The organism is Chondrinema litorale (assembly GCF_026250525.1).
GTDB lineage: Bacteria > Bacteroidota > Bacteroidia > Cytophagales > Flammeovirgaceae > Chondrinema > Chondrinema litorale.
Genome location: NZ_CP111053.1, coordinates 24,561 through 49,715, shown reverse-complemented (window position 1 = coordinate 49,715; position 25,155 = coordinate 24,561). Strand labels below are relative to the sequence as shown.

The 25,155-nt window shown below is 33.7% G+C and carries 21 protein-coding genes; 12 read left to right on the top strand and 9 right to left on the bottom strand.

Annotation, left to right across the window (positions count from 1 at the left end; all coding sequences use genetic code 11):
• Positions 1-132 precede the first annotated feature (132 nt).
• The 5 genes from OQ292_RS32285 to OQ292_RS32265 all read left to right on the top strand — a co-directional run bounded on the left by OQ292_RS32285 (position 133) and on the right by OQ292_RS32265 (position 6,235).
• The gene (locus tag OQ292_RS32285; protein WP_284688420.1) at positions 133-519 is read left to right on the top strand and encodes a response regulator; all 387 of its coding nucleotides are present in this window, start codon (positions 133-135) and stop codon (positions 517-519) included.
• Between the two features lie 90 nt (positions 520-609).
• Positions 610-3,612 (top strand): PAS domain-containing hybrid sensor histidine kinase/response regulator, encoded by a 3,003-nt coding sequence (locus OQ292_RS32280; RefSeq protein ID WP_284688419.1) that lies wholly within the window; start codon positions 610-612, stop codon positions 3,610-3,612.
• A 133-nt stretch (positions 3,613-3,745) separates the two neighbouring features.
• Positions 3,746-4,273: a 5' nucleotidase, NT5C type gene (locus OQ292_RS32275; RefSeq protein WP_284688418.1), complete on the top strand. Its 528-nt coding sequence runs from the start codon at positions 3,746-3,748 to the stop codon at positions 4,271-4,273.
• A 267-nt stretch (positions 4,274-4,540) separates the two neighbouring features.
• The gene (locus tag OQ292_RS32270) at positions 4,541-5,743 is read left to right on the top strand and encodes a vWA domain-containing protein (protein WP_284688417.1); all 1,203 of its coding nucleotides are present in this window, start codon (positions 4,541-4,543) and stop codon (positions 5,741-5,743) included.
• A 33-nt stretch (positions 5,744-5,776) separates the two neighbouring features.
• Entirely contained in the window at positions 5,777-6,235 is a 459-nt protein-coding gene (locus tag OQ292_RS32265) for an META domain-containing protein (RefSeq protein WP_284688416.1), read from the top strand.
• A gap of 10 nt (positions 6,236-6,245) precedes the next feature.
• Here the strand turns inward: OQ292_RS32265 and OQ292_RS32260 are convergent, their stop codons facing one another.
• On the bottom strand, positions 6,246-7,787 hold the full coding sequence (locus OQ292_RS32260) for a serine hydrolase (RefSeq protein ID WP_284688415.1): 1,542 nt from the start codon (positions 7,785-7,787) through the stop codon (positions 6,246-6,248).
• 134 nt (positions 7,788-7,921) lie between these two features.
• On the opposite strand from OQ292_RS32260, the gene OQ292_RS32255 reads away from it, so the two are divergent.
• The 4 genes from OQ292_RS32255 to rimK all read left to right on the top strand — a co-directional run bounded on the left by OQ292_RS32255 (position 7,922) and on the right by rimK (position 11,402).
• Complete coding sequence (locus OQ292_RS32255; protein WP_284688414.1) at positions 7,922-9,073, top strand: alkaline phosphatase; 1,152 nt, start codon at positions 7,922-7,924, stop codon at positions 9,071-9,073.
• 392 nt (positions 9,074-9,465) lie between these two features.
• Positions 9,466-9,702 carry a hypothetical protein gene (locus OQ292_RS32250; protein WP_284688413.1) on the top strand — a complete coding sequence of 79 codons (237 nt, stop codon included), beginning with the start codon at positions 9,466-9,468 and terminating at the stop codon, positions 9,700-9,702.
• A gap of 339 nt (positions 9,703-10,041) precedes the next feature.
• On the top strand, positions 10,042-10,491 hold the full coding sequence (locus OQ292_RS32245) for an ATP-dependent zinc protease family protein (RefSeq protein WP_284688412.1): 450 nt from the start codon (positions 10,042-10,044) through the stop codon (positions 10,489-10,491).
• The gene (rimK, locus tag OQ292_RS32240) at positions 10,491-11,402 is read left to right on the top strand and encodes a 30S ribosomal protein S6--L-glutamate ligase (RefSeq protein WP_284688411.1); all 912 of its coding nucleotides are present in this window, start codon (positions 10,491-10,493) and stop codon (positions 11,400-11,402) included. Before OQ292_RS32245 ends, rimK begins: the two co-directional genes overlap by 1 nt.
• A gap of 33 nt (positions 11,403-11,435) precedes the next feature.
• Here the strand turns inward: rimK and OQ292_RS32235 are convergent, their stop codons facing one another.
• Complete coding sequence (locus OQ292_RS32235) at positions 11,436-12,026, bottom strand: RNA polymerase sigma factor (RefSeq protein WP_284688410.1); 591 nt, start codon at positions 12,024-12,026, stop codon at positions 11,436-11,438.
• 79 nt (positions 12,027-12,105) lie between these two features.
• Here OQ292_RS32235 and OQ292_RS32230 point away from each other — a divergent pair, with 79 nt between their 5' ends.
• On the top strand, positions 12,106-12,258 hold the full coding sequence (locus OQ292_RS32230; protein ID WP_284688409.1) for a hypothetical protein: 153 nt from the start codon (positions 12,106-12,108) through the stop codon (positions 12,256-12,258).
• A gap of 108 nt (positions 12,259-12,366) precedes the next feature.
• On the opposite strand, the gene OQ292_RS32225 is transcribed toward OQ292_RS32230, so the two are convergent.
• Positions 12,367-14,943 (bottom strand): adenosylcobalamin-dependent ribonucleoside-diphosphate reductase, encoded by a 2,577-nt coding sequence (locus OQ292_RS32225; protein WP_284688408.1) that lies wholly within the window; start codon positions 14,941-14,943, stop codon positions 12,367-12,369.
• A gap of 689 nt (positions 14,944-15,632) precedes the next feature.
• Between OQ292_RS32225 and OQ292_RS32220 the strand changes: the two genes are divergently transcribed.
• Both OQ292_RS32220 and OQ292_RS32215 read left to right on the top strand, forming a co-directional pair.
• Entirely contained in the window at positions 15,633-16,085 is a 453-nt protein-coding gene (locus tag OQ292_RS32220) for a hypothetical protein (protein WP_284688407.1), read from the top strand.
• A 280-nt stretch (positions 16,086-16,365) separates the two neighbouring features.
• Positions 16,366-16,620, top strand: coding sequence for a DNA-binding protein (locus OQ292_RS32215; RefSeq protein ID WP_284688406.1), 255 nt, complete (start codon positions 16,366-16,368; stop codon positions 16,618-16,620).
• A gap of 71 nt (positions 16,621-16,691) precedes the next feature.
• On the opposite strand, the gene OQ292_RS32210 is transcribed toward OQ292_RS32215, so the two are convergent.
• From OQ292_RS32210 to OQ292_RS32185, 6 genes are all read right to left on the bottom strand, one after another.
• Complete coding sequence (locus OQ292_RS32210; protein ID WP_284688405.1) at positions 16,692-19,385, bottom strand: ABC transporter permease; 2,694 nt, start codon at positions 19,383-19,385, stop codon at positions 16,692-16,694.
• A gap of 12 nt (positions 19,386-19,397) precedes the next feature.
• The gene (locus OQ292_RS32205) at positions 19,398-19,736 is read right to left on the bottom strand and encodes a PadR family transcriptional regulator (RefSeq protein ID WP_284688404.1); all 339 of its coding nucleotides are present in this window, start codon (positions 19,734-19,736) and stop codon (positions 19,398-19,400) included.
• Between the two features lie 134 nt (positions 19,737-19,870).
• A complete protein-coding gene (locus OQ292_RS32200; protein WP_284688403.1) occupies positions 19,871-20,248 on the bottom strand; it encodes a hypothetical protein in 378 nt (125 codons plus the stop codon).
• Positions 20,249-20,498: 250 nt separating this feature from the next.
• A complete protein-coding gene (locus OQ292_RS32195; RefSeq protein ID WP_284688402.1) occupies positions 20,499-23,150 on the bottom strand; it encodes a glycoside hydrolase family 3 C-terminal domain-containing protein in 2,652 nt (883 codons plus the stop codon).
• A 159-nt stretch (positions 23,151-23,309) separates the two neighbouring features.
• Positions 23,310-23,969, bottom strand: a complete 660-nt coding sequence (locus OQ292_RS32190; RefSeq protein ID WP_284688401.1) for a TIGR02117 family protein — start codon at positions 23,967-23,969, stop codon at positions 23,310-23,312.
• Positions 23,970-24,073: 104 nt separating this feature from the next.
• Complete coding sequence (locus tag OQ292_RS32185) at positions 24,074-25,105, bottom strand: LacI family DNA-binding transcriptional regulator (RefSeq protein WP_284688400.1); 1,032 nt, start codon at positions 25,103-25,105, stop codon at positions 24,074-24,076.
• Between the last annotated feature and the right edge of the window lie 50 nt (positions 25,106-25,155).

The following is a 25,155-nucleotide window of genomic DNA, read 5'->3' as shown; positions in this document are numbered from 1 at the left end:
AAAAATTGGAGATTTTGCTATTGTAATTATTAAGACTATCAGATTTTTTTTACATAAAAGAAACTCGAAATTTTAGTTAAAAAACAAATAGACTATCATAATCAAAGTTTGAACTAAAAATTACAGCAAATAATGAATAACAATAATTATTTGGTAATAGATGATAGTGAGATTGATGTCCTCATCGTAAATAGGATGATTGAAAAATCTTATCCGAACTTAAATGCTATTGCACTAACAGATGGTTCTAAAGGCATTTCTTATTTAAGGAAAATGGCCGAGGGTTCTAAAGAAAAACCGCGCTTTGTATTATTAGACCTACAAATGCCTTTAATGGATGGATTCGAATTTCTTGAAATTTATGAAAAGGAGTTTTTCCAAAAATATCCAGACATTAAAATTATTATACTTACCAGTTCTATACATCTTATAGACAAGAAAAAAGCAGAAAAATATCGCTCTGTGTCTGCTTATATGGTAAAGCCTTTTTCATTAGAAGAATTTAAATATTTCATATAAATATACCTATATTTTAGCAATTATTAGCATTTGAAATAATGACTAAACCCCATCCCCGTTTAATGGTAATATCCATATTATTATTAAAAGATGGGAAAAGTAAAAAGTAAAAATATAAGTGAAAGCAACAGCGACCAGGAAGTAAAAAATCAAAAATTTTTAGAGAAACTTGCTGATAAAGAGCAAGTTATAGAAGCTTTTCAAGAATGTACGCTCACTGGTTTTTGGGAATGGTTAATTCGAGAAGAAAAACTTTTTTTAAACAAAAACCTACTAAATACTTTAGGTTACAATGATAGTGAAATAACTAATAACCCTGCCGATTTTGCTAAGTTCATCTACGAACAAGATTACCATTCTTTAACTACTACTATTCAAAAACATATACTTAGTAACACTCAAAAATTATTTGAGGCAGAAATACGATTTTACCATAAACAAGGATACATAATTTATGTAAACTGTAAGGGTAAAATAGTAAGTTGGGATAATGAAAATAATCCCATAAAAATTATAGGCTGCTGTACTGATATTTCGAATTTGAAAAAACAAGAAGCTAATTATCTAAAACAAAAATTGGCACTTGGCAAAACCATTAAAAAATATGCTGATATAGTCCAAAAAAATAAAGAACGTGATCAGGTATTTAAAGAAGCCAGAGAAATTGCACAGTTTGGCACTTGGAATTACGATATAATACTAAACAAAGTTGAATGGTCTGATGAGTCTTATAAAATATTTGGCTTAGATTATAATGAAGGAATCACTTTAAAAAAATTTTTAGACTGTCTAGCTCCTGAATCTAAAGAATTAATAAAAAGAAAAACTGCAGAGGCACTGAACAATAAAAAGAAAATAGAATTAGAATTAAAAGCAATAACACCACAGGGTGAAGAAAGATATGTACTTGCTACTAGCAAAGTAATCGAAGATGAAAAAACAGGAGACCCAATTTTTTTAAGAGGTGCATTGCAAAATATAACAGCTAGAAAAAAAGCAGAAACTGATTTAACTCATTATCAGAAAGGTTTAGAGTTTTTAAATGAAGTAGCTTCTAATGTTAATTTGAGTTATGATGAGCAAATACAAATAGCTTTAGAGAAAGTTTGTAATTATCTGCAACTCCCTTTGGCTATTATGAGTAAGATTACAGACGAAGACTATCAGGTAAAATATATCTATAGTAATAAAGAATCGCTTAACATAGAAGCAGGTACTGTTTTTCCACTTAAAGATGTTTATTGTAATCGAGTAATCGAAAAACATGAAACAATAGCATTGCCATATGTAACTCACTCATCATTTGCCTCACATCCATGTTACGAACATTTTAGTTTTAAGTCTTATATTGGAGCTCCAGTTTATGTAAATGGGAAGGTATATGGTACTATTAACTGCTCTTCTCCAGAACCTAAGCAAGGAGGTTTTTCTAAATATGATATCCAATTTATCAAAATGCTGGCAAACTGGGCAGGCTCTACTTTTGGAAGAAAACAATATGAAGAAAAACTAATCGAAGCCAAGAAAAAAGCAGAAGAAGCTTCTATCGCTAAAGAGCAGTTTCTTTCTACTATGAGTCATGAGATTAGAACACCTATGAATGCAGTAATTGGCATGTCTCATTTGCTCATGCAAGATAATCCTCAGCCACATCAAGTCGAAAAAATTAAAACACTTAAATTCTCTGCTGAAAACCTGCTTTCTCTTATCAATGATATTTTGGATATCAATAAAATTGAGTCAGGAATGATCACTTTTGAAGAAATTGATTTTGACCTGTTCGAACTACTCAACGGAATTAAACATTCACTTAAAGTTAAAGCAGAGGAGAAAAATATTAAACTTAAGATCAAATACGATAATGATATTCCATCGCTTGTATTAGGAGATCCTACCAGATTAAGCCAAATTCTAATCAATCTTGTTGGAAATGCTTTAAAATTCACCGAAGAAGGTTTTGTTTCTGTAGAAGTTGAAGTTTTACAAGAAACAGACTTCAATATTGACATCAATTTTGTTATTGAAGATTCCGGCATAGGAATTCCAAAGCATAAAATGGATGTGATTTTTGAGCGATTCTCTCAGGCAAATGGAGAAATTACCAGAAAATTCGGTGGCTCTGGTCTTGGTTTATCCATTGTAAAATATCTTGTAGAGCTACAAGGCAGTGAAGTTATTGTTGAAAGTGAAGTAGGGAAAGGAAGCAAATTTAGTTTTACACTTCGATTCAAAAAAGCACAAACCTCCCAGTTAAATAATAAAGCTAGTCTAGTATTTAGCCATGAAGAAAAAAACCTTGAAGGTATTAATATTTTAGTGGTTGAAGATAATGCCGTTAATCAGCTTGTAGCAGGTGAATTTTTAGGGAAATGGAATACAAATATCACTTTTGCAGATAATGGTTTAATTGCTTTAGAAAAAATTGAACAAGAAGAGTTTGACATTATCTTAATGGATTTACAAATGCCTGTAATGGATGGTTACGAAGCTACCAAAAAAATCAGGTTACATCCAAATGAAGATATTAATACAATGCCTATCATTGCATTAACTGCTTCTGTGATGATTAAAGTGAAAGAAAAAGTGGTGCAAACTGGTTTTAACGAATATGTAACCAAACCTTTTAACCCGAATGAGTTATACTCAAAAATTAAAAAACTTAGTAGAAAAGCATCTTATTCATCAACAAATTCAAACGAAACTATAATTACAGAAAATGAAGTGACTACTAACCAAACAAAAAGCAATCAGCCAGTTTTCAAAAATGAAAATATTATCTCTTTTGAGAAATTAGAAGAAATGGCAGATGGCAATGAAAGTTTTAAAACAGCCATTATCAACCAGTTAAAATCTGATACTGAAGAATTTAGAAAATTAATAACAGAAGCTGTTGAAAATCAATCAGAAGAAAAAGTATCATTTGCTGTGCATTGGTTTCAAACTTCTCTAGAGCTGTTTTCTTTAGAAGAGTTAAAAACTACAATAAGAAATTTTAGAGAAAAATTAAAAGATCATCAAGGAGATACTCCTTATTTCTTAGCTGGTTTAGAAGATATCAACTTAAAAATTGACGAAGTTTTGTCAAAATTGTAGTTATAAACTCCGATTAGGTAGAAGTTATACTTATAAGATATACTATATTTCAAAAATCAACTGTCTTCTTAAATTTTGTCTATTACCTTTGCAAAATAATCATACCTAAATTTTTTAATATAATAAAAGCGTTTTGAAAAAAATTGCATTGGACATGGATGATGTAATCGTTGATTACGTCAGCAAAGCAGTAAAAACTTACGAAGCAGAATTTAATACTACTGTAGATAGAGCAGCAATGAGAGGCAAAAAAGTATGGCAGATAATTCCAGAAGACCATGCTAAAGTAGTAAGACAGTTTCCTTATCGACCCGGATTTTTCAGAGATTTAGAAATTAAACCTAAAGCACGTGAAACTATTAAGGCCTTAATGGAAAATTATGAAGTTTTTATAGTAACTGCTGCAATGGAATTTCCCACTTCATTTATCGATAAATATGAATGGATTAAAGAAAACCTCCCTTTCTTTTCTTGGAAAAACTTGGTCTATTGTGGTGCTAAAAATATAATTGATGCAGATTACCTAATCGACGACCATGTAAAAAACCTATCTGCATTTACATCTGGTGAACCAATTGTTTATACTGCTCCACACAATGAAACATTAGAAGGTTACAGAAGAATGAACAATTGGGATGATATAGCCAAATACTTTCTCTAAAATTTAAGTCAAATTTTTTTAGATTCATTAACAAAAGGCACAGTACTTGTTGCATATGGAACAATGAATCCAATCTATACTGACCTTCAAAATATTTTCGAGATATTTATTTGACGCACCTTTTGGGGTGTCTATGGAACTACGAATACAATCATGAAGAATTAAATTAGGCAACTCTTTCGAGTTGCCTTTTTTTATCCCCAAAAAATATTTGATGCAGCAGAGATATCACTTAAAGCGTATCATTAAAAAACTAATCAGATAAATATGAAAAAGTATCTACCCTCTCTGCTCATTTCAACATTATTATTTTTTACAATTATCTCCTGTGAAGAAATAGATTCAGATAGCGATGTTTCTCCCTCAAGTGAAGCTCTCAGATTAGATGGGGCTTATTCAACAGACGGTGGTAGTTCTTCTGGAAATGGAGATGGCCAACAACAAGAAGCTGGTGTAATTACAGCTGGAGAATGGAATGATCTAGATAATTGGAGTTTTTGGGAAAGTTTAGTTGAAAAAGACACCTTTAAAAATTTATACGATTACTGGGGCTTCTATCCTGAAAACCGATATGCTCTAACCATTACTGACAAAAATCTCTTACCAATAATAGATGCAACTGTACAGCTTTACTCAGATGATGATATTATCTGGAATGCAAAAACAGACAACTTTGGTAAGGCCGAATTATGGTCTGGCTTATTTTCTAATCAAAAAAGTAGCACAAGCAAAATCACTATAGATTTTAAGGGGAATTCTTATGAAGTAGAAAACTTTGACATATTCAGTGGACAAAGAAAAAATGTTGTATTACCTATTCAAATTCAAGAAAAACCTAATACAGTAGATCTCACTTTTGTGGTAGATGCTACAGGCTCTATGGGAGACGAATTAGAATACCTTAAAACAGAATTACTAGATGTGATAAATAGAATCAAATCCACAGATGGTGATCTTAAACTAAGGATGGGTACTGTATTTTATAGAGATGAAGGTGATGAATATGTCACCAAAGTTTCAAACATTTCAGAAGATAATAACAAAGCGATCGACTTTATTAAAGCCCAAAGTGCAGATGGAGGTGGAGATTACCCTGAGGCAGTTCACTCAGCTATGTCTGATGCTATTGAACAATTAACTTGGTCTGCTGAGGCCAGAACCAGAATTATGTTTTTAATATTAGATGCACCTCCACATCATGAGACACCAAGTGTAATTACGCAAATTCAGGAGTTAACAGAAAAAGCTGCTGCGAAAGGAATTAAGATTATACCTATTACAGCCAGTGGTATACAAAAAGATACTGAGTTTTTAATGCGATTTATCGCTATGGCGACTAACTCAACTTATGTTTTTATTACAAACGATAGTGGAATTGGAAACGATCATATCGAAGCAACTGTTGGAGAATATGATGTAGAATATCTGAATGATTTAATGGTTAGGTTGGTTAGCAAATACACCTTATAGCTATTAAATTTCGGTTCAAATTAAAATTTATTTATGAAGTATATTTCAACCGCTTTATTACTAATTGCATTTACAGCATGCAAAAAGAGTGTTACACAAGACACAGCATATCAAGAACAAAATGAAACAACAGAACAAGAAGTGCCAGCAACTACTTTACTGAATGACATTTGGGTATTAGAAACCATAAGTAATACTCCCATTGACAAAAGTATTTACAATGAATTACCCTATGTTGAATTTCATATAAATGAAAATAGAGTGATGGGTTATTCAGGCTGCAATAATTTTAATGGGACTTTTTCAGCGAATGATGCCAAAGGTATCGAAGTTAAACAGCTCATGTCGACAAAGAAAGCTTGTATACCTCCAGTAAACGAAAGTGAATTTCTGCAACTGTTACAAAGCAGCGATAACTTTGACATTAGGGAAGGAAAATTATTCTTATATCAAGAAAAAGATATCAACCTTATTTTTAAAAAAGTAGATTAATGCCTAGGCATTAATCTACTTTTTTCTTCATATTTAATTCTTCGAAGAATATATCATAGTTAGGAACATCAAATTGTAATCCGCTTACATTTAAGTTATTATCCAACTCAAACTGAACTGTTCCGAAATCAAACCAAGCTTGTTCATCATCCCAGATAATTTCCCAAGTATCGTAATGCCAGTGCTTTAAAGTAGCAGAAAGTAAAGGGGCTTTCTCAAAGTCTATTCTTAATTGATTGTCTTGCTCATAAACTTTTATCTCACCATAAAATGAATCGTAGTAAGTACCGGTATATGCAGACAAACTATGAGTAGGTTTAGTATTTTCAACTTTTACAGCTCTTCTTTTAGCAATTTCTTCTTCGTGGTCATGATCTTTTCGAGCACTTTCAAGTGCTTCTGCAGACCAATCTTTTGCTTCTTTATTAATAAATGCATTTAAAATATAGTAACACAAAGGAGTAGTTATACCTTCCATGGTATTAGTCAGAATCACTATGCCTAAATCTATATCTGGTATCATCATTACTCTAGAATACATTCCATCATAACCACCACTGTGGGTAACTATCATATTACCATAATAATCTTGTAAACCCCAAGCTAAACCATAAGCATTAAAATGTCTGCCGGGTTGTTGCTTTTTTGAATTTACACTCACCACATAGTTATTATGAGGTGTCCACATTATATTTTGATAATCAGGTTTAATAATGGTATCACTTTTCAAAATACCGCTATTTAGCTGCAATATCATCCATTTAGACATATCGTCTACACTAGAAATAATACCCCCAGCTGCACCCATATTATCCCAATTTACCCAATCAATAGCTTGCACTTCTTTAGGAGTAGGTTTGTGAGGAATAGCAAAATTTCCTTTTGAATCTAAATCATTTGTACTTGTAATACTTCTTTCCATGCCCAAAGGCTTAAAAAAAGTTTCTTTTACATAATCAGACCAAGACTTTCCTGTAGCTGCTTTAATCACTTCTCCTGCGGTAATAAACATCACATTAGAATAGCCATAACCCGATCTAAAATCATATGCTTGAGGAATATACTGTATTTTTTCTACTACTTCTGCTGCACTTCGTTCAGACTTATACCAAATTACATCTCCACTAAAAGTACCCAAACCTGCTCTATGGCATAATAAATCACGAATTGTTATATGGCTACTCACATAAGAATCGTACATAGCAAATCTAGGTAGATACTTTTGCACCTTATCATCCCAGTTAATTTTACCTTCGCCAGCTAAAACTGCGAGTGATGATGCTATAAAAGCTTTCGTATTTGAGGCAATTGCAAATAAGGTATTTTCATCTACTTTCTCTGTTTTGCCTATTTCTTTGGTGCCATAACCTTTACTCAAAATTACTTCTCCATCTTTTACGATTGCTACAGCCATACCTGGCACATTCCAAGCTACTTGTGCGTCAGAGAGATATTTATCAATCCTCTTAACATTCGCCTCCTGAGCAAGTAGATTGAGAGATAAAAAAGTTAAACCAGCAAATAGCCAGATTCGGAAAGAGAAAAGTTTCATTTTTTTGAGCTGTTGTTAGATAAAATTAAGAAAAGGTTAAATTTATCAATCATAATATTAAAAAGCATCTAAGTTTTCCAGACTTATAGCAATCCAATTAGCTTTGCCGCTAAATAATTTAAATATTTAATGTAATGACAAAAAAATTCCTTTTAATAATCTGTCTAAGTATTCTTAGCATAGTTTCATGTCAGGAAGCAAAAAGTCCAGAAAGAACTACTGTTAGGGCAAATAAAACTCACGAAGTAAGTAAAATTGTTTATGCTCCTGATAGCACCCAAGAAGTCAAAAATATTATTTTTCTTGTAGGCGATGGTATGGGCATTACACAAGTATATGCTGGTATGACGGCTAATCATGGTAAATTATTTATTGAGAATATGCCAGTGATGGGAATGAGCAAAACCTACTCTTCTGATAAATATATTACTGACTCTGCTTCTGGTGCAACAGCATTTTCTGCTGGTAAAAAAACATACAATGGTGCAATTGGTGTAGATCCAGATGGCAAACCTATTGAAACTATTCTTGAAATAGCAGAAAAAAATGGTTTAGCAACTGGTCTTGTAGCAACAAGCTCAATTACACATGCAACTCCTGCATCTTTTATAGCTCACCAACCGAAAAGAAATATGGAAGAAGAAATTGCTGCTGACTTTTTAAAAACTGATATAGATGTTTTTATTGGTGGTGGTAAAAAATTCTTTGCTGATAGAGAAGACGGTAAAGACCTTACTGTTGATTTAAAAGACAAAGGCTATCAGGTTGTTTATTCTATGGATGATCTTGCTCCGATTACCTCTGGTAAAGTTGCCGCTTTAACTGCTGAAAATGAAAACCCTCCATATTCTAAGGGCAGAGAAGATATGCTACCTAATGCTGCTGAAAAAGCTATTGAGCTCTTAAGCCAAAACGAAAAAGGATTCTTTTTAATGGTAGAAGGATCTCAAATTGATTGGGGTGGACATGCTAACGACATTCAATATGTAGTGGATGAAATGCTAGATTTTGACAGAACAATCGCTAAAGCATTAGAATTTGCAGCAAAAGACAAACATACGTTGGTAGTAGTTACCGCCGACCATGAAACTGGAGGATTAACATTAAATGGTGGCTCAATTGAAAATGGCGAAGTAAATGCAATGTTTACTACTGGAAGTCACACTGCTGTTTCTGTCCCTGTATTTGCATTTGGCCCCCAAGCAGAACAGTTTTCTGGTTATTTTGAAAACACTGCTATCTTCGACAAATTCTTAAAAGCATATCAATTTCAAAATCAACAATAAATTATTATAAAAAGAAAAGAGTAGAATTTGAATCTACTCTTTTCTTTTTTATACCTATAATTTATTATTTACCACTCAAGCTTACGGTTAATAAAGTTTAAGGACTATAAACTTTGAATAAAATATTAAAAAAGAATATTCTTTTATTGCTAATAATCATACTCCTACCCTTTTTCATCATATCTACTACTTTTTAAGTAACCTATACTCTCCACAGTCTAAAACTGTGATTTTTGCGCTATTTGTCTCAAAAGGAATCTTAAAAAATAAAGTTTGTACATTGTTATAATACTAGCTTTGTTTCATTTGAAAGCAAATAAAGCTTAACGGTATATTCTATTCAAAAAAAAATGCCGTTTTCAAAGCAACAAATCAAACTAAACATACTAACAATGATCAGTAAATTTATAACGCTACCATTTTCAGTAAAACTCAACAAATTACTACTAGAAGCACAATACACGGGTTCTGCAAAAATTGATGATACCGTTTGCGTACTCTACCTATTTGAGAAAGAATATTATGAAATTATTTATACTGATGATATGAATAATATACTTTCAATTGATCTTGCTAAACCAAATCATCTTCCATATTTCTGCGATTTTGACTTAAGAAATCTGCTATAAGGAAGAGTTGTAACCAAATATTGTATGTATTTACAGTTATTAGGAATAGAAAAAAGTTTCATTAGCATTTGTTATGAAATTGTAAAGATTTAATTATTTAGTTTTGAAATATGAAGGTCGGTTTTCCGATTCTTCATGATTGGATTCAATTGGCTGGGCAGCAATCGTTTTGTTGCCTAGCTTCGTTTTTAGACCTTTCTGTTTTAAGTTTTCCTCCCCTATTCTCAATTTTTTTCAAAAAAACATCTCAAATCTCTTTGGATAATTTAATTAAGTATTAATATTAAAATTCTTTATGTCTGTATTGATTTATTAAATTTGTTAAAAGAAAGAAGTCTTTTGAATAAAAAACTAGTTATTGGAAGTCTGGATAAAGTTGATTTTCCTGACTTAAATCTTTTTGATATTCCCTGCAAAATCGACACTGGTGCAGAAACATCAGCAATACATTGCCATAAGGTTAAGCTTATTGAAAGACAGGGAAAAGAAATAATCACCTTCTATTTGCTGGATCCTGACCATCCCCAATACAATGGGATAGAGTTCAGTTCCGAAAATTTTAGAGAAAAAAGAATCAAAAGTTCATTCGGACACACAGAATATAGATATGTGATTAAAAGTAGGATTAGGCTTTTTGGTAAAATTATAAAGGTTGATCTTACACTTTCAGACAGAGAACAAATGAAGTATCCGGTTTTGCTGGGTAAAAAGCTTCTTAAGAATAAGTTTCTCGTCGATGTAAGCCAGAAAAATTTATCTTATAATCTTAAAAATATAAACAAAGGCTAATGAAAATTGCCGTTTTATCACGAAATAAGAAATTATACTCAACGCAGCGATTGGTTGAGGCTATCAAAAAAAGAGGTCACGAAGCGGAGGTGATTAACCATACCAACTGCTATGTAGTAATCGAAAAGGACAGACCTAATGTATATATTGGCGACCATGAAATAACAGGTATTGATGCTATAATACCTCGAATTGGCTCATCGGTGACGTTCTATGGCACTGCCATTATTCGCCAGTTTGAAATGCAAAAGGTATTTACTACAGTAAGTAGCTTAGCCTTGGTAAGAGCCAGAGACAAATTAAGAAGTCTTCAGATTCTCTCTAAAGCAGGTGTAGGTATACCAAAAACTGCTTTTGCAAAATATCCGGGCGATGTTCAAACATTGATTAAACAAGTTGGTGGTGCTCCCCTCATTATAAAACTACTTGAAGGTACCCAAGGACTCGGTGTTGTACTTGCCGAAACTCAAAAAGCTGCTAAATCTGTTATTCAAGCATTTTACGGACTCGATGCTAACATTTTGATACAAGAGTTTATAAAAGAAGCCAAAGGTGCAGACATTAGAGCTTTTGTTATAAATGGGAAAGTTGTTGGTGCGATGATGCGACAAGGCCAAGAAGGTGAATTTCGTTCAAACCTACACAGAGGTGGTGTGGGAACTCCCGTTAAATTGAAGCGTGAAGAGAAATCAGTTGCAATTAAGGCAGCGCAAGCACTAGGGCTTCATATTGCTGGTGTGGATATGCTTCGCTCAGAAAGAGGACCATTAGTAATTGAAGTAAATGCTTCGCCAGGTTTAGAAGGAATTGAAAAATCTACAAAAATCGATATTGCTGATAAAATTGTTGAGTTTGTAGAACAATCTGTGCATCATACAGATTCTAAGAAAAAGGATAAAATCGGAGTATAAAAAACAAGGCTGGATTTTGAAATCCAGCCTTTGTTAATTATCAAATCCTTTAATTTTTTTATACGTTTTGTGTAATCGGGTTATCTTTTCTCTTGCTCGTTTTAATCTCATTTTTACCGCACTTTCTCCCAAACCCATAATTTCTTGAATCTCTTTTAAAGAAAGTTTTTGACTGTATTTCAGTAACAAAACCATTTTATCTTGAGGAGGTAATTGCTTCATTAACTCTTCTAGCAATTCCATAGTTAAATCTTCGTCTAAAGAATGATCTACGTCTAATTCAGATATGTCTTCAAACTGCTCGAAAAGTTCTTCTGACAGCTTTACATGGTATTTTTTACGGTTTTTTCTAAGGTAGTCCAAGCAAGTATTATTGGCAATAGTATATAGCCATGGCGAAAACCTGCCACCAGATTTAAAGGCATCTAAATGAAGAAATAATTTTATGAAAATATCTTGCGTAAGATCGCGTGCCAATTCTTCATCTTTTACATATGCCCTGCATCTTTTGAATATTTTTGTTTCATATCGTTTTGATATCTCGTTGAAACAAGTCGTATCAAACTGATTAGTAAGACTATATATTATTTCCTCATCTTTCAGTTGATGCACATTTCTATTCATATCAGTAGTTCAAAATTTGACGCATTGTATGTGACTTCAAAATAAAACCACGTACAATAATAAATTTAAATTCAAGAACATGAAAACACAAAAAAATATCCAAAAGAAAAATAAGAACAACAGAACAATACCTTCTGATGATTTTTATGGTGATTCTTTTCTTGACGACGAAAAAGAATATACTATAAAACCAAAAGGTAACAGAAAAAATCACTTTTCTGATAATGAATAGACACTTTTCCTGAAAAGGCAATTATAAAAAAAGATGTTTCAAAAAAAATCTTTATAAGATTAACTTTGAAACATCTTTGAATAATCTACTTAAGAAGTTCTATTCGAATTAGTTACATTTTGAGTAACCACAGCTTTTACACTTCAAACATCCTTCTTCATAAATTAATCCGTCTGGATCAGAACAGTTAGGACACTCTCTGTCTACTGCAACAGTACCGTCAGGAATCAAACTTTTTAATGATCTAGCAACACCGTTTTTCCAAGTATTGATATAGTCTTTATCGAAGTTTAGGTTCGATACTAGATCAACCACATATGGAAGCGGCATACCATGACGAAGAATACCTGAGATTAGCTTCGCATAGTTCCAGAATTCTTTATTGAACGATCTTGAAAGACCTTCAATAGTTACTCTGTAACCTTGTCTATCGTGGTATTGGAAATCGTAACGACTTCTGCCATTCTCAGTTTCACCTTTTATAACCCAACCTTTATCTACATACTCAGGAAGTGCAAATGCTTCTTCTGCCTGACCTGTAAAAATCTCATAAGGTCTGCCATTAAGTAATCCAACTACTGCCAACCAAGCTTCTTGCTCGTTGTAGAATCTAATTACTCTTGCTTCTAATTTAGATGGTCTCTTAGGTGCTACTGTTTCTACAATCTCATTTGCCCCATCGTCTTTCTTATCATTAGAAACCAATACACCAGATCTTGAACCATCGCGATAAACGGTAATACCTTTTAAGCCATGTTTCCAAGATTCCATGTAAATCTCACCAACTTTCTCTACTGAAATATCTTGTGGTAAATTAATTGTAGAGCTAATAGAGTGAGTAACATATTTTTGAACTACTGCTTGAATTTCAACTCTTTTTAACCAATCGATCTCTTGCGCAGTTGAACCAACATATGGGCTTTCTTCTACATCAGATTTGCCGCTTATTTCCATCCAAGTTTTAAACTTAGCATGGTACACGTCAAATTCTTCCCACATATCTCCCATATCATCTTTAAAAGTTCCTTTGGTTTCTTTTTGGCTTGCATTTACTTTTCTTCTTCTCTTATAAGAAAGCATAAATGCAGGTTCGATACCAGAAGTAGTTTGAGCCAACATACTTAATGTACCAGTTGGAGCAACTGTACTAATAGAAATGTTTCTTCTTCCGTATTCCATCATACGTTTGTAAACTACTGGAAATTCTTTCTCCAACATTTGAACAAACTCAGATTGATTTTCAATTTCAGAATTGAAACCTACAAAAGCATCTCTTTCTACAGCCATATCGATAGAACTCTCAAATTCTGCTTCACACTTCACGCGCATTATTTTATCAATCGCTTCAACTGCCTCATCAGAATCGAATTTTAGGTTTAATGCAGCCATAGCATCTCCCATAGCAGTAAAACCTAAGCCTGTTCTTCTTCCCTTCTTACCTGTTTCGTAAAGAAGCTTCCAAGTTTCAAGTTCGTTTTTCTTAATTGAATCTGGCTCAGGATCAGATTCGATTTTAGCCATAATGCGCTCGATTGATTCTAATTCTAAATCAACCAAATCATCCATTAATCTTTGTGCTTCATAAGTAATTTCAAAGAATTTCTCATAATCGAAGCTTGCTTCTGGCGTAAATGGATTATCTACAAAATTGTATAAGTTAAGCGCAATTAGTCTACAGCTATCTCCACCTTGCATGGCAATCTCCGAGCAAGGATTTGTAGAGATGTTTTTAAATTCAGGATAAACCGAAGAGGTTGAATACCAGTGTTGACGATCCCAGAAAATAAGACCCGGCTCAGCAGTGTTATGTGCAGAAGAAATAATTACCTTCCAAAGCTCTCTAGCATCTACCATTTTGCTAATCTCTGGATCTTTTGCATCAATCGGGAAACGTAGTTTAAACTCAGTTCCTTCTGATACTGCATTCATAAACTCATCTGAAAGTCTTACAGAAACATTGGCTCCTGTTACTTTAGTTAAGTCTTGCTTAATTTTAACAAAATCTTCAACATCTGGGTGAGCTACATCTATCGTAATCATTAATGCACCTCTTCTACCGTTTTGTGCTACCTCTCTGGTGGTGTTTGAAAAACGCTCCATAAAAGAAACTGCACCACTAGTAGTACCTGCTGCATTAGCTACATTCATATTAGCAGGACGCAAAGTAGAAATATCAATACCAACTCCACATCTTCTCTTAAACAATTGTGCTAATTGTTCATCAGTCTGGCAAATACCACCGTATGAATCGTAAGGAGATGGTAAAACCACACAGTTAGAAAGTGAAGCCATCATGTGAGTATTACCCAATGCTGCCATCACACTCCCTTGTGGAATTACATATTTAAATTCCTTAAACAATTCATATACTTTCTCAAAAGAAAGTGCCTTCCTCTTCTTACCATATGTAGATAGTTTACCACTCTTCTCCTTTGTTATGCTTTTAGCATATTTTCCCTCTATTCTTGCAAACTGCTCAGCCATTCTTCGATGCATGTCTTCTGGTGATTTCTCAAGGAATTTACCTTCCTTGTCTTTCATAGAATATTTATGCATCCAAGTAGTTGCAGCTAACTCATCTCCACTAAAATATGCCTTACTTGCCTCAAGTACCTCCTGATAACTATAGGAACTTTGTCCGTTCGACTCAACCTTTTTTTGAGTTATGCTTTTATCTTGAATCATATAAAAAAAGTTTATGGTTTATGCCTCCTTTATTAAAGAGACAATATTTTTTAATTCTTACTTAAGGACTACAGTCTATATTGGGAAAAAGTTCTCCATATATGGGAAAACTGTGCATTTTTCAAAAATAGTACTTTTTATTTTAATTCCATCTCTAAATTCGGAGAGTTTTTAAGCCCCTCTAGCAATTCGATTCATTTTGAAATTTGATAGGATTTGTTAAACATTATAAACACTAATCATAATCTGATTTCGAATTTTTTTGTTAGGCAAAAACTAAAAAATGAGATATTAAATTTTAAAATCAATTGCTGTAAAAAGGATAAAAAAAATTAAAAAAAAATCCGAAATGCTTGGAGATTAACCTAAAATGCAGTCTAAATTGGGATGAATTAGCATTTAAACATCTCAATTTAACTAGAGCTTTTCAAATAAATATTTTAAGCACAATACTAGACTTACCCGAATAAGATAGTAATGTTAATAGTTTTTAAATGCGCATTATTTCCTTTACTACTATCAATAATCAGCTAACTAAAGCATATCTATTCCGTAAGAAACTTCAAAATATCAATCGGTAATAGGTTTAGTATGTATGTTCACATTTATTATGATTGAATTACGAGTACAAATGACCGATTTTGATATTATATTGTTATTAGAAATCGACAGTAAAACTTAACTGAAATATGCAGAAAAGACATTTTTTATCATTTTTTCTATTCATCATAGCCGTTCAATTTTCTTTTAGCCAGGGCTTAGACAACCCTCTCCAAAATTTACCAGAAGGTACGGTACTTACTATTAGAGAAAAACTTAATGTTCCGGCTTATAACAGTGTAGTCGAGATTGGTAGCCCTAAGCACTATCTAAATGATAGTTTCAAATCTTTGTCATTAGTACTCCATATTTCTTCAAATGAAAGAACCATAGATAGAGGAACTGCTTTTCAAATTCAAAATGTTGAATTTATAAACCAAAGAGATTCGCAAGAAGGTACTTATAAAGTTAAAATGTATTATGGTGATAAAAGAGAATATTTGCTCTGCTATCTATACCCAGAACAATCTCCAAAAATTGAGGTACTCGATCAGTACTTTAAAATTGATCTTCCGAAAGCAAGCAGTTATAGAAGTAATTAAAGATAATTATTATACTATTTTTATTTAAAATCCTCGTTAAAATCACATTGCTGACTTAGCTAATTATTCGTAAAAAAATCTGCTTTGGCAGTCTTACTTTTATCTTAAAAAATTTTGATAAAAGGAATTTCTTTACTAGCTTAAATCAGCTTTAAAAGAGCAATAATTCCGCGGATTCAGGCTAACAAATGCATACCTATAGCCTAAAAGAATGTAGTCAAATTTGCTACACTCTTTTATAACTCTTTTATTACTTTTTTTTAACATAACCCCATCTATCATGAATATTACATTCAATAAATTACGCGAGATAAAGCATAGCCTACCGCACGGCAGTATATCTAAAATTGCACACGATCTAGAAATTGACGAACAATATGTAAGGAATTATTTTGGAGGTACAGATATTCATTCTGGTAACGACATTGCTGGAATCCATAAACAACCCGGACCTGATGGTGGTATAGTAAACATTGACGACACAACAATCTTGGAAAAAGCACAACAGATTCTGAGAGAAAGCCAATTAGTCTAGCCCAGAAAGCAGACTATATTTAGGTGTACATTATTGATGATATGTACACCTTTTTTATTTATATAGCTCTTTTACTGCATTTTTAAAGTTTTAACTGGATCTAATTTCGCTGCTTTATAAGCATGATAACTAATTGTGATAAATGTTACGGCTAGCATAATTACGCCCGCAACTACGAATACCAATGGATTAATATCTATCCTAAAACTAAAGTCCATCAACCACTGATCCATAATATACCAAGTAAGTGGAGTAGCAATTAATAATGCTGATAACACTATCCACACGAACTCTTTTGATATTTGTATCAATATTGAAAACACAGGCGCACCTAGTACTTTTCTAATGCCAATCTCTTTGGCTCTTTTGTTTACCACCAAAGTAATTAAGCCGAATAAACCCAAGCAGGCTATTAACAAACCTAATGTAGTTGCATAGTTAAGAATGTTACCCATTTGCTGCTCCCTTTCATACATTTGCTTAAGTGCCTCATCTACAAAAACAAAATTAAACATAAGGTTTGGGTAAACACTGTGATAAGCCGTTTCCAATTTGTCTAATGCTAATACAAAATTATTTGTTTGCAGTTTTACTGTAACTTTAGGAGTGATAGAGCTTGTTCCTTCAATATTGTTGATGTTATCTAGAATGCCGATTGGGTTCATCACCATCATTGCTGCTTTAATAGGAGAATACAAAGAAGTAAAATGAAAGTCTTTTACCACGCCAACAATCTCATAATCTGGAAACTGATCGGGATGTGTACCCACTTGCCAACCAAACGTTTTAGCTAATTTTTCATTAATCAGTATCGCCCCTTTACTATCACTCGGAATTTCTTCTGAAAAATTTCTTCCATCTAATAATTCAATATCATGTACTTGCAGATACTTCTCATCTATCACATTCAAATTGAATTCTCTAATAATACCCGCTGCATTTTCGTAACCTAAAGCCAGCCAGCCGTTTTGATTAAATGAGTGAACAGAAGTTGTCGCTACTTTTACATCAGGAATTTTTTCCAATTCTTTTTGCAACAGCTTACCACTTTCCATTCCATTCGTAATGATTTCTCTAAAACCATTTGCATTTGCATTTTGAGGAATTACGATCAGTTGTTCTTGATTATAACCCAAACTTTTATTCTGGAGAAACTGCAATTGCTCCCGCATAATTAATGAGCCTGAAACCAATATAACAGAAAGTACAAACTGTAAACCGACCATTAGCTTCCTAAACAAATCGTTATTTTTCCTATTAAAAACACTACCCGCAGCACCTTTTAACACCGATACCGGAGAAAACCCTGACAGTACCAATGCGGGGTAAATACCTGATAATAAACCTGTTACTAGGGTAATTAAAAGTATGAGCAAGACATTTTCAATTGAAAAAGATAAAGACAGACTTTTAGATGTAAAAGTATTGAAAGTAGGCAAACTTAAAGAAACCAATACAATTCCTAAAAGCATGGCAAAAAAGGCAGTTAGCACTGCTTCGCTCCAATATTGTATGATAATTTGTTTTCTAGTGGCACCAATACTTTTTCTTACTCCAACTTCTTTTGCTCTATTTAAAGACCTACCAATGGAAAGTGTCATAAAGTTGATGGCTGCAACAAGCAAAATAAACATGGCAATTGTACCCAAAATGTAACTGTATTTCCAATCGCTAACAGGAGCTATACCTACTGGAATATCGCTATTGAGATGAATATCTGTAAGTGGTTGCAAGCCGACAAAATAGCCATTTTGCGGATAGCGATCACCTAATTGCTCTTTAATAATCGCTTCTATTTTGCTCGTAATTTCCGATGGCGAAGTTCCCTGATGAGTTAACACATATGTTTCTATACTTACATGATACCAGCTTTCTTTTTGCCTTTGGGTTGAATACTGTTCAAAATTCTCATACGACACGATTAATTGATATTTGATACTCGAATTAACCGGTGCATCTTCTACAACTCCCGAAACTGTAAAGGGTTTTTCTTCGCCACCAAACTCGATAGTAATCAATTCGCCAGAAGGATCGACATCTCCAAAATACTTTTTAGCCATACTTTCTGATAAAACCACATAATTGGGCTCACTTAGTAAATTACTCGCTTTTCCCTCTTTCACTTTAAAATCGAACATCTCAAAGAAACCATCTTCTGCGATTAATACTGGCTCAGAATCATTAAACTCACCTCTTTTTACCAGCGTACTTAAGACATTGATTCTTACTACTTGTGCAGCTTCTGGCAATGCATTTTTTAAAGTTGTGCCAAGTACAGGAGGAGTAAATGAATTGAAATATATTTCATTATTGCCATGATCTTCTTTAACCCAAACTCTAAAAATATCATCCGATTCTAAATGAAACTTGTCAAACGACCATTCATCTTTTACAAACAAGCCTATTAAAATAGCACAAGCCAAACCGATAGAAAGTCCGGTTAGGTTTACTACTGTATATAGCTTTTCATTCAGCAAATTTCTGAGAGAAACTTTGAAGTAATTTTTAAACATTGCATTTGGGTTATAAGCTTCAAAAAATTTTCTATTTCCTTTGATCGTGGAGTAGTTGCAAAATCGCAGCACATCCCAAACAAACATCCTTTTAGCCTTTTTGCTACTTTGCTCATCGCACCGACGATAAAACATTTCGTAGATATCTCCTTCAACTTCTTCGAGCAAATTGGGAGCACAATACCATTTTAAAAAGCGATTTGCCCAAACAGGAGGTTGTATATCTCTGGTATTAAAGTCTTTCTGATCCATAGTCAACCATCTTTAGCCAAAACTGATTTTAGGAATTTGCTGCCATATTCGTTGGCGATTTTCTTGCATCTCTTGCAAAGTATTGTAGCCGTAGCGAGTAATTTTATACAAGCGCTTTCTTCGACCACCCCTATCTTGTGTGGCACCACCCATATAAGATTCTATAAAACCTTTTTTCTCTAACCTGCGCAATACCGTATGCACTGCACTCAGCGAAATATCACTATTTGCTTGTTTGTTATACTCATCGGTAATGCTCACTCCATATGCATTTTCATGCCGAGCCTCCTCATGCATCATGGCGACAACGAGCAAAACCATTTCTTCTAAATTTCCTAAATGACTTCCCATATCAGGATAAAATCTATTTGTTCAACAATTGTAAAATAAATCTAAGTATTTATTCAACTTTTGTAAAACTAATAAGGATTTTTAACACCGATTTTTCTGTAAGTGGATGAATAGGTAAAGGAGTGGTAGGTTATTTAAAAACTAAAGTCTATTCGAGAAGGAAGTTTAATATTAAACTTAGCCTTAACCTCTTTGCTATTCACTAAGAAAACAATTAAAAAAGATAAGACTAATTCTGTTAAAAAAGTACTCCATTCAGTAACATAAACTCGATTAAGCCTATAAAGGAACAGGTTATAAGCATAGTATAAAAACTTCATCAAATGGAGAAGATTTATCAAGTACCAACCCCATTTTTTCAATAGAATGATACCTAAACCACTAATTAAAAATACAGTAGCAGTAAAGATTTCTCTATATAATTCCAACATGTAATCTGAAAAAAAATCTACAGGCAAGTAATATAAGCCTATAAATTCAGGATGCTCTAAATAATAGTAATAGATCATCATAAAAATGAGTATGATATAATTTAAAATAATCAGCCAACAAATTCCCCTTAAAATTAGAGGGAAGTATTTCCTTATATTTATTTTTTCAATACTCATGTCTTACCTAAAAAAGTTTTTAATTAATCAACTTCAAACACCTCAAAAGGTGTATAGATTTTCTTGGAATAATACTATTTAATTATCTTTTTCGACAAAAAAGCTTTGCCAGCTAATGCTAACAAGACTTATTATATTTCTAATATTTTAGCAATTAATTCATTGCCAATTTTACTGCTTCACCTTCTATTTCAATGGTACCTTCAATGGTTTGCGTAGTGGCGGCATCTGCATTTCCTTCGAAACCGGGTTGTTTGCCTCCTACAGTAATTGTAATTGAACCAGGCTCGATCATATAAGAACCATCTTGCTTAATTTCTGCATACTGCTTCGGGTTTAGCTGAAAATTTACTTGTTTGGTTTTGCCTGCTTTCAACATCACTCTAGCAAAACCTTGTAAAGACCTAATTGCTGATTGTTTTCCAGCATCTTTTCCACTTACGTATAATTGCACCACCTCTTCTCCATCAATACTACCGGTATTGGTCACATCTACACTCACCGTAATTGACTGATCTGGTTTAACTTTTTCTGGCAATTTCAAGTTCTCATATGCAAAATTTGTGTAGCTCAGGCCATGACCGAAGGGATACAAAACATCTCCTTTAAAGTACTTATAAGTTCTGCCTGCCATTTCATAATTATTAAATGCAGGAAGGTCATCAACTGATTTATAAAAAGTTAATGGCAGCTTACCAGACGGATTGTAATCTCCAAAAAGCACATCTGCAATAGCCTTACCTCCTAACTCACCTGGATACCAAGCTTCTAAAATTGCAGGTACATTTTCATCTGCCCAGTTAACCGCAACAGCGCTACCATTTAGTAATACCAAAATTGTCGGTTTGTTCAAAGCCTTTATCTGTTTCATCAGTTTTAGTTGAGGTTCTGGCAAAGTCAATTTGCTTCTATCACCTTTGTCAAAACCATCAAGCGCAACTGGCATTTCTTCTCCTTCAATATCTGGTGAAAGTCCTAAACATAAAACCACCACTTCGGCATCTCTAGCAGATTTTGTGGCATTACTCAAATAATCATTACCCAATTTTGCCCATTGTAAACTCACTTGCGGATCGGTAAGGAAATTGAAATAATCAATATTGATCTTATAACTTTTACCTGCTTCCAAATCTAAATCGACATATTGTTTGAGTGGATGGTGCACATTTTCGAATTCAAAATAAGTAGAATCATCAATGGTCAATCTACCGAAGTTGCCAGCTTTTAAGCCAACACGATAAGTTGCCGTTTCGGGAACAGTTAAGTCACCAGACCATTTTACAGAGAAAGTATCGGCCATTACACCACTTACTGGTGTTTTTAATGTCCATTTAAAATTGATGATAGTATCTTGCTGCACTTTGGCAGGTTTACCCGTCCAATCTTTGCTTTTAAAGTATTCGCCCTTCAAACCTTTTTTGCCTTCACTACTTAAATACGCTGCAGGAATTGGCTCAAGCATTGGGAAACCTGTAGCTAATTCACTTCCCATATCATAAGTGACTCTGGCATTGGGTAATTTATTTTTAATCGCTTGATAAGGTGTGAAATATTTGGTAGCAGTTCCATGATAATTACCTAACAAAACCTGCTCATCATTTCCTGTTGGTCCTATTACAGCAATCCTTTTCAGGTCTTTGCTCAATGGCAATGTGTTGTTTTCATTCTTTAATAATACCAAAGATTTTCTTGCTGCATCTAGAGACATATTGAGATGTTGCTCACTTCTTACTACTGCATAAGGTATCTTGTTATAAGGTATATCTAGCTCAGGATTAAACATACCCAATTGCATTTTTGCTCGCATCAATCGAGTAAGCGCTTTGTCAATTTCTTCTTCTGGCAAAATTCCAGCTTCTACTGCATCTACTAAACCCGGAAAAAATGAATTTCCACAATTTAAATCTGTCCCATTTTTAACTGCTAGAGCTGATGCTTCTTTTCTATCTGCAACTACTTCGTGGTGACCTTCGGCATAAAAATCTTCTATCGCCCAACAATCAGAAACTACATAGCCATCAAAATTCCATTGCTTTCTAAGAATAGAATCTAGCAACAAATGACTACCACAACAAACTTCATCGCGGTAACGGTTATAAGCACACATCAACGAAGCCACATGTGCTTCTTTTACAGTAGCCTCAAAAGCAGGTAAATAGGTTTCCCACAAATCTTTGTTTGAGGTTTGGTAATTGTCACTGTGTCTGGTTTTTTCGGGTCCGCTGTGTACGGCAAAGTGTTTAGCTGTTGCCACCACTTTTAAATAATTAGGATCATCACCTTGTAAACCTTTAATAAAATTGACAGCCAACCTACTGGTTAAATAAGGGTCTTCGCCATAAGTTTCTTGACCTCTACCCCAGCGTGGGTCTCTAAAAATGTTGATGTTGGGTGTCCAAAAAGTAAGTCCTTGGTAGATGCCTCGCTGGCCTAAGTGGGTAAAATAATTGTGTTTGGCCCTGGCTTCATCAGAAATGGCAGTCGCAACCTGATTCATAAAAGGAGCATCCCACATGGCTGCCATACCTATTGCTTGCGGAAATACAGTGGCCTCTCCGGCTCTGCCCACACCGTGTAAACATTCATTCCACCAGTTGTAAGCGGGTATGTCCAAATGTTCAATGGCAGGCGAATCATATCTCATTTGCGAGACTTTTTCTTCCAAAGTCATTTTAGAGATTAAATCTGCCACTCGCTCATCTATAGATTTTGAAGTGTCTTTGTAAATTGCTTGCTCTTGCTGCGATTGTTGCACTCCGCATGACATGAGCCACAAAAAGCTAAGGTAAAAAGTTATTTGTTTCATGTTGTTAAAAATATCCGGTATTAAACAGCTTTACGGGATAGTAAGTTAGAGACAAAAAACCAGAACTAAAAAACAGTTTCTGTTCAATTATCGATAAGAATATGTGGCACAGATGGAAAGAGAAATCAAGAAAAATATAAGCTAATTTTTGATGAATTCTTAGTCTGAAAGATGAAACAAGATACCAAAATCAAAAGGTGACCAGATCGCTACAGGAATATTTGCTTTTTGAAATCCGTCTACCACCCAGGTATTGCAAGTGTAAAAACAATTATAACTTCCATAAGCATCAAAAAACTTATCTGTACTATGATAATTGGCATTTTTGATAGACACAAAGCCATAAATATTTTCATCTTTAAAAGAAGTATAGATATGTCTGATAATTTTATCTAGCTGGTGTTGACAAACCTTTACCTCTTTCCAATCTGTACTCATCTGCTTATTTTTCCATTTGTAAGCCGTTACATGCATTACTGAAGCACTTTGCATAAACAAAGCTTCAAATGCAGTAGTAAATGAAAGGTCTGTCCAACTTGGGGTGTTTAGGTAAAAGTTTTTATCGCCCCAACCAAACGACAGGTATTGAGCCTTAATAGGCATTTGGAGTTTTTGCACGAAGTTTTCGCTCAAACAATTTACCGGAATCACTATATCAGCATGTACACCATTAGTTTTTACATATATTGTCTGATCTTTAAGACATGCATCTTTTTCAGTTTTAATACATACTAGTGATAGCACTAATGCAGCAATGAGATATAATGTAATTAACACACCTGAAATCCTTATCAGGTTAAACAATATTCGGTAAAGCATCTCCGGTATTTTTTCAAAACAAACCTGTTGTTTATATAATGCAAATACACCGAGAAGGTACAAACCTTTGCTAAAATCAATGAATATTTTTAATAAACACCGATCTATTTATTATCTCTAACTGATGATTCTCTTATTACAAATCTAGTTTTTAGCACTGTTGTTTTTGAAGCAACCAGATCAGATTTATCTTTTTGTTCTAGTAAATGATTTGCCGCTATCTTTCCCATTTCAAAAGCTGGATGTGCTACTGTAGTAAGCGATGGTGAAATAATGGATGCCAAATAGTCGTCGTTAAACCCAACAACAGCCAATTCATTCGGAACATGAATCCCCTTTTCTCTTGCGAACTGAATTGCACTAATTGCCGCAGTATCATTCGCTGAAAAAATAGCATCTGGTGGATTTTCTAGTTCCAACAATTGCTGGGTCATGCTGAAACCTTCATCCTTACCCAGATTAGAATAGGTAATTAGTTTTTCGTCAACTGGTAAGTCATGCTTTTGTAATGCGGCCAAATAACCCTTTTTTCGATCGTGATACACATTAATATGTTGTGCTCCACCAAAATGTGCGATGCGTTTACAACCTTGCTCAATTAAATGTTCGGTAACTTCAAAAGCAGCAGCAAAATTATCTATCACAATTTTGTCGGCTTCAATCTCATCTGGCACTCGATCTACAAAAACCAAAGGAATATTTCTCTCTGTAAATATCTCAAAGTGATCAAACTTAGTTGTTTCCATCGCTAGCGAAACAATGAGTCCGTCTACCCTGCTCGAAAACATGGCTTTTACATTGCCAATTTCTTTCTCTTCCAAATCGAGCGATTGGGAGATAAAAATATTATAACCTTCGAGATTTGCTACTTCTTCTATCCCACTAATGAGAGATGAAATAAAAGGCCGATTAACCCGCGAAACAAGTACTCCGATTGTGTTGGTTTTATTACTCCTCAGACTCGATGCCAGTGTATTAGGCAAGTACCCCATATTTCTGGCTGTCTTCTTTACCGCTTTGGTGGTTTCCTTACTAATGCTGTAGTGATCTTTTAATGCACGGGAAACTGTCGCCGGAGAAATTTTCATTTTCGCGGCAATATCATAAATCGTTACGTGCTTTACCTGCTTTTTCATGCGCTTTCTGTCCTCTACTGCAATATTATAACATAATTACAAATTAAAAA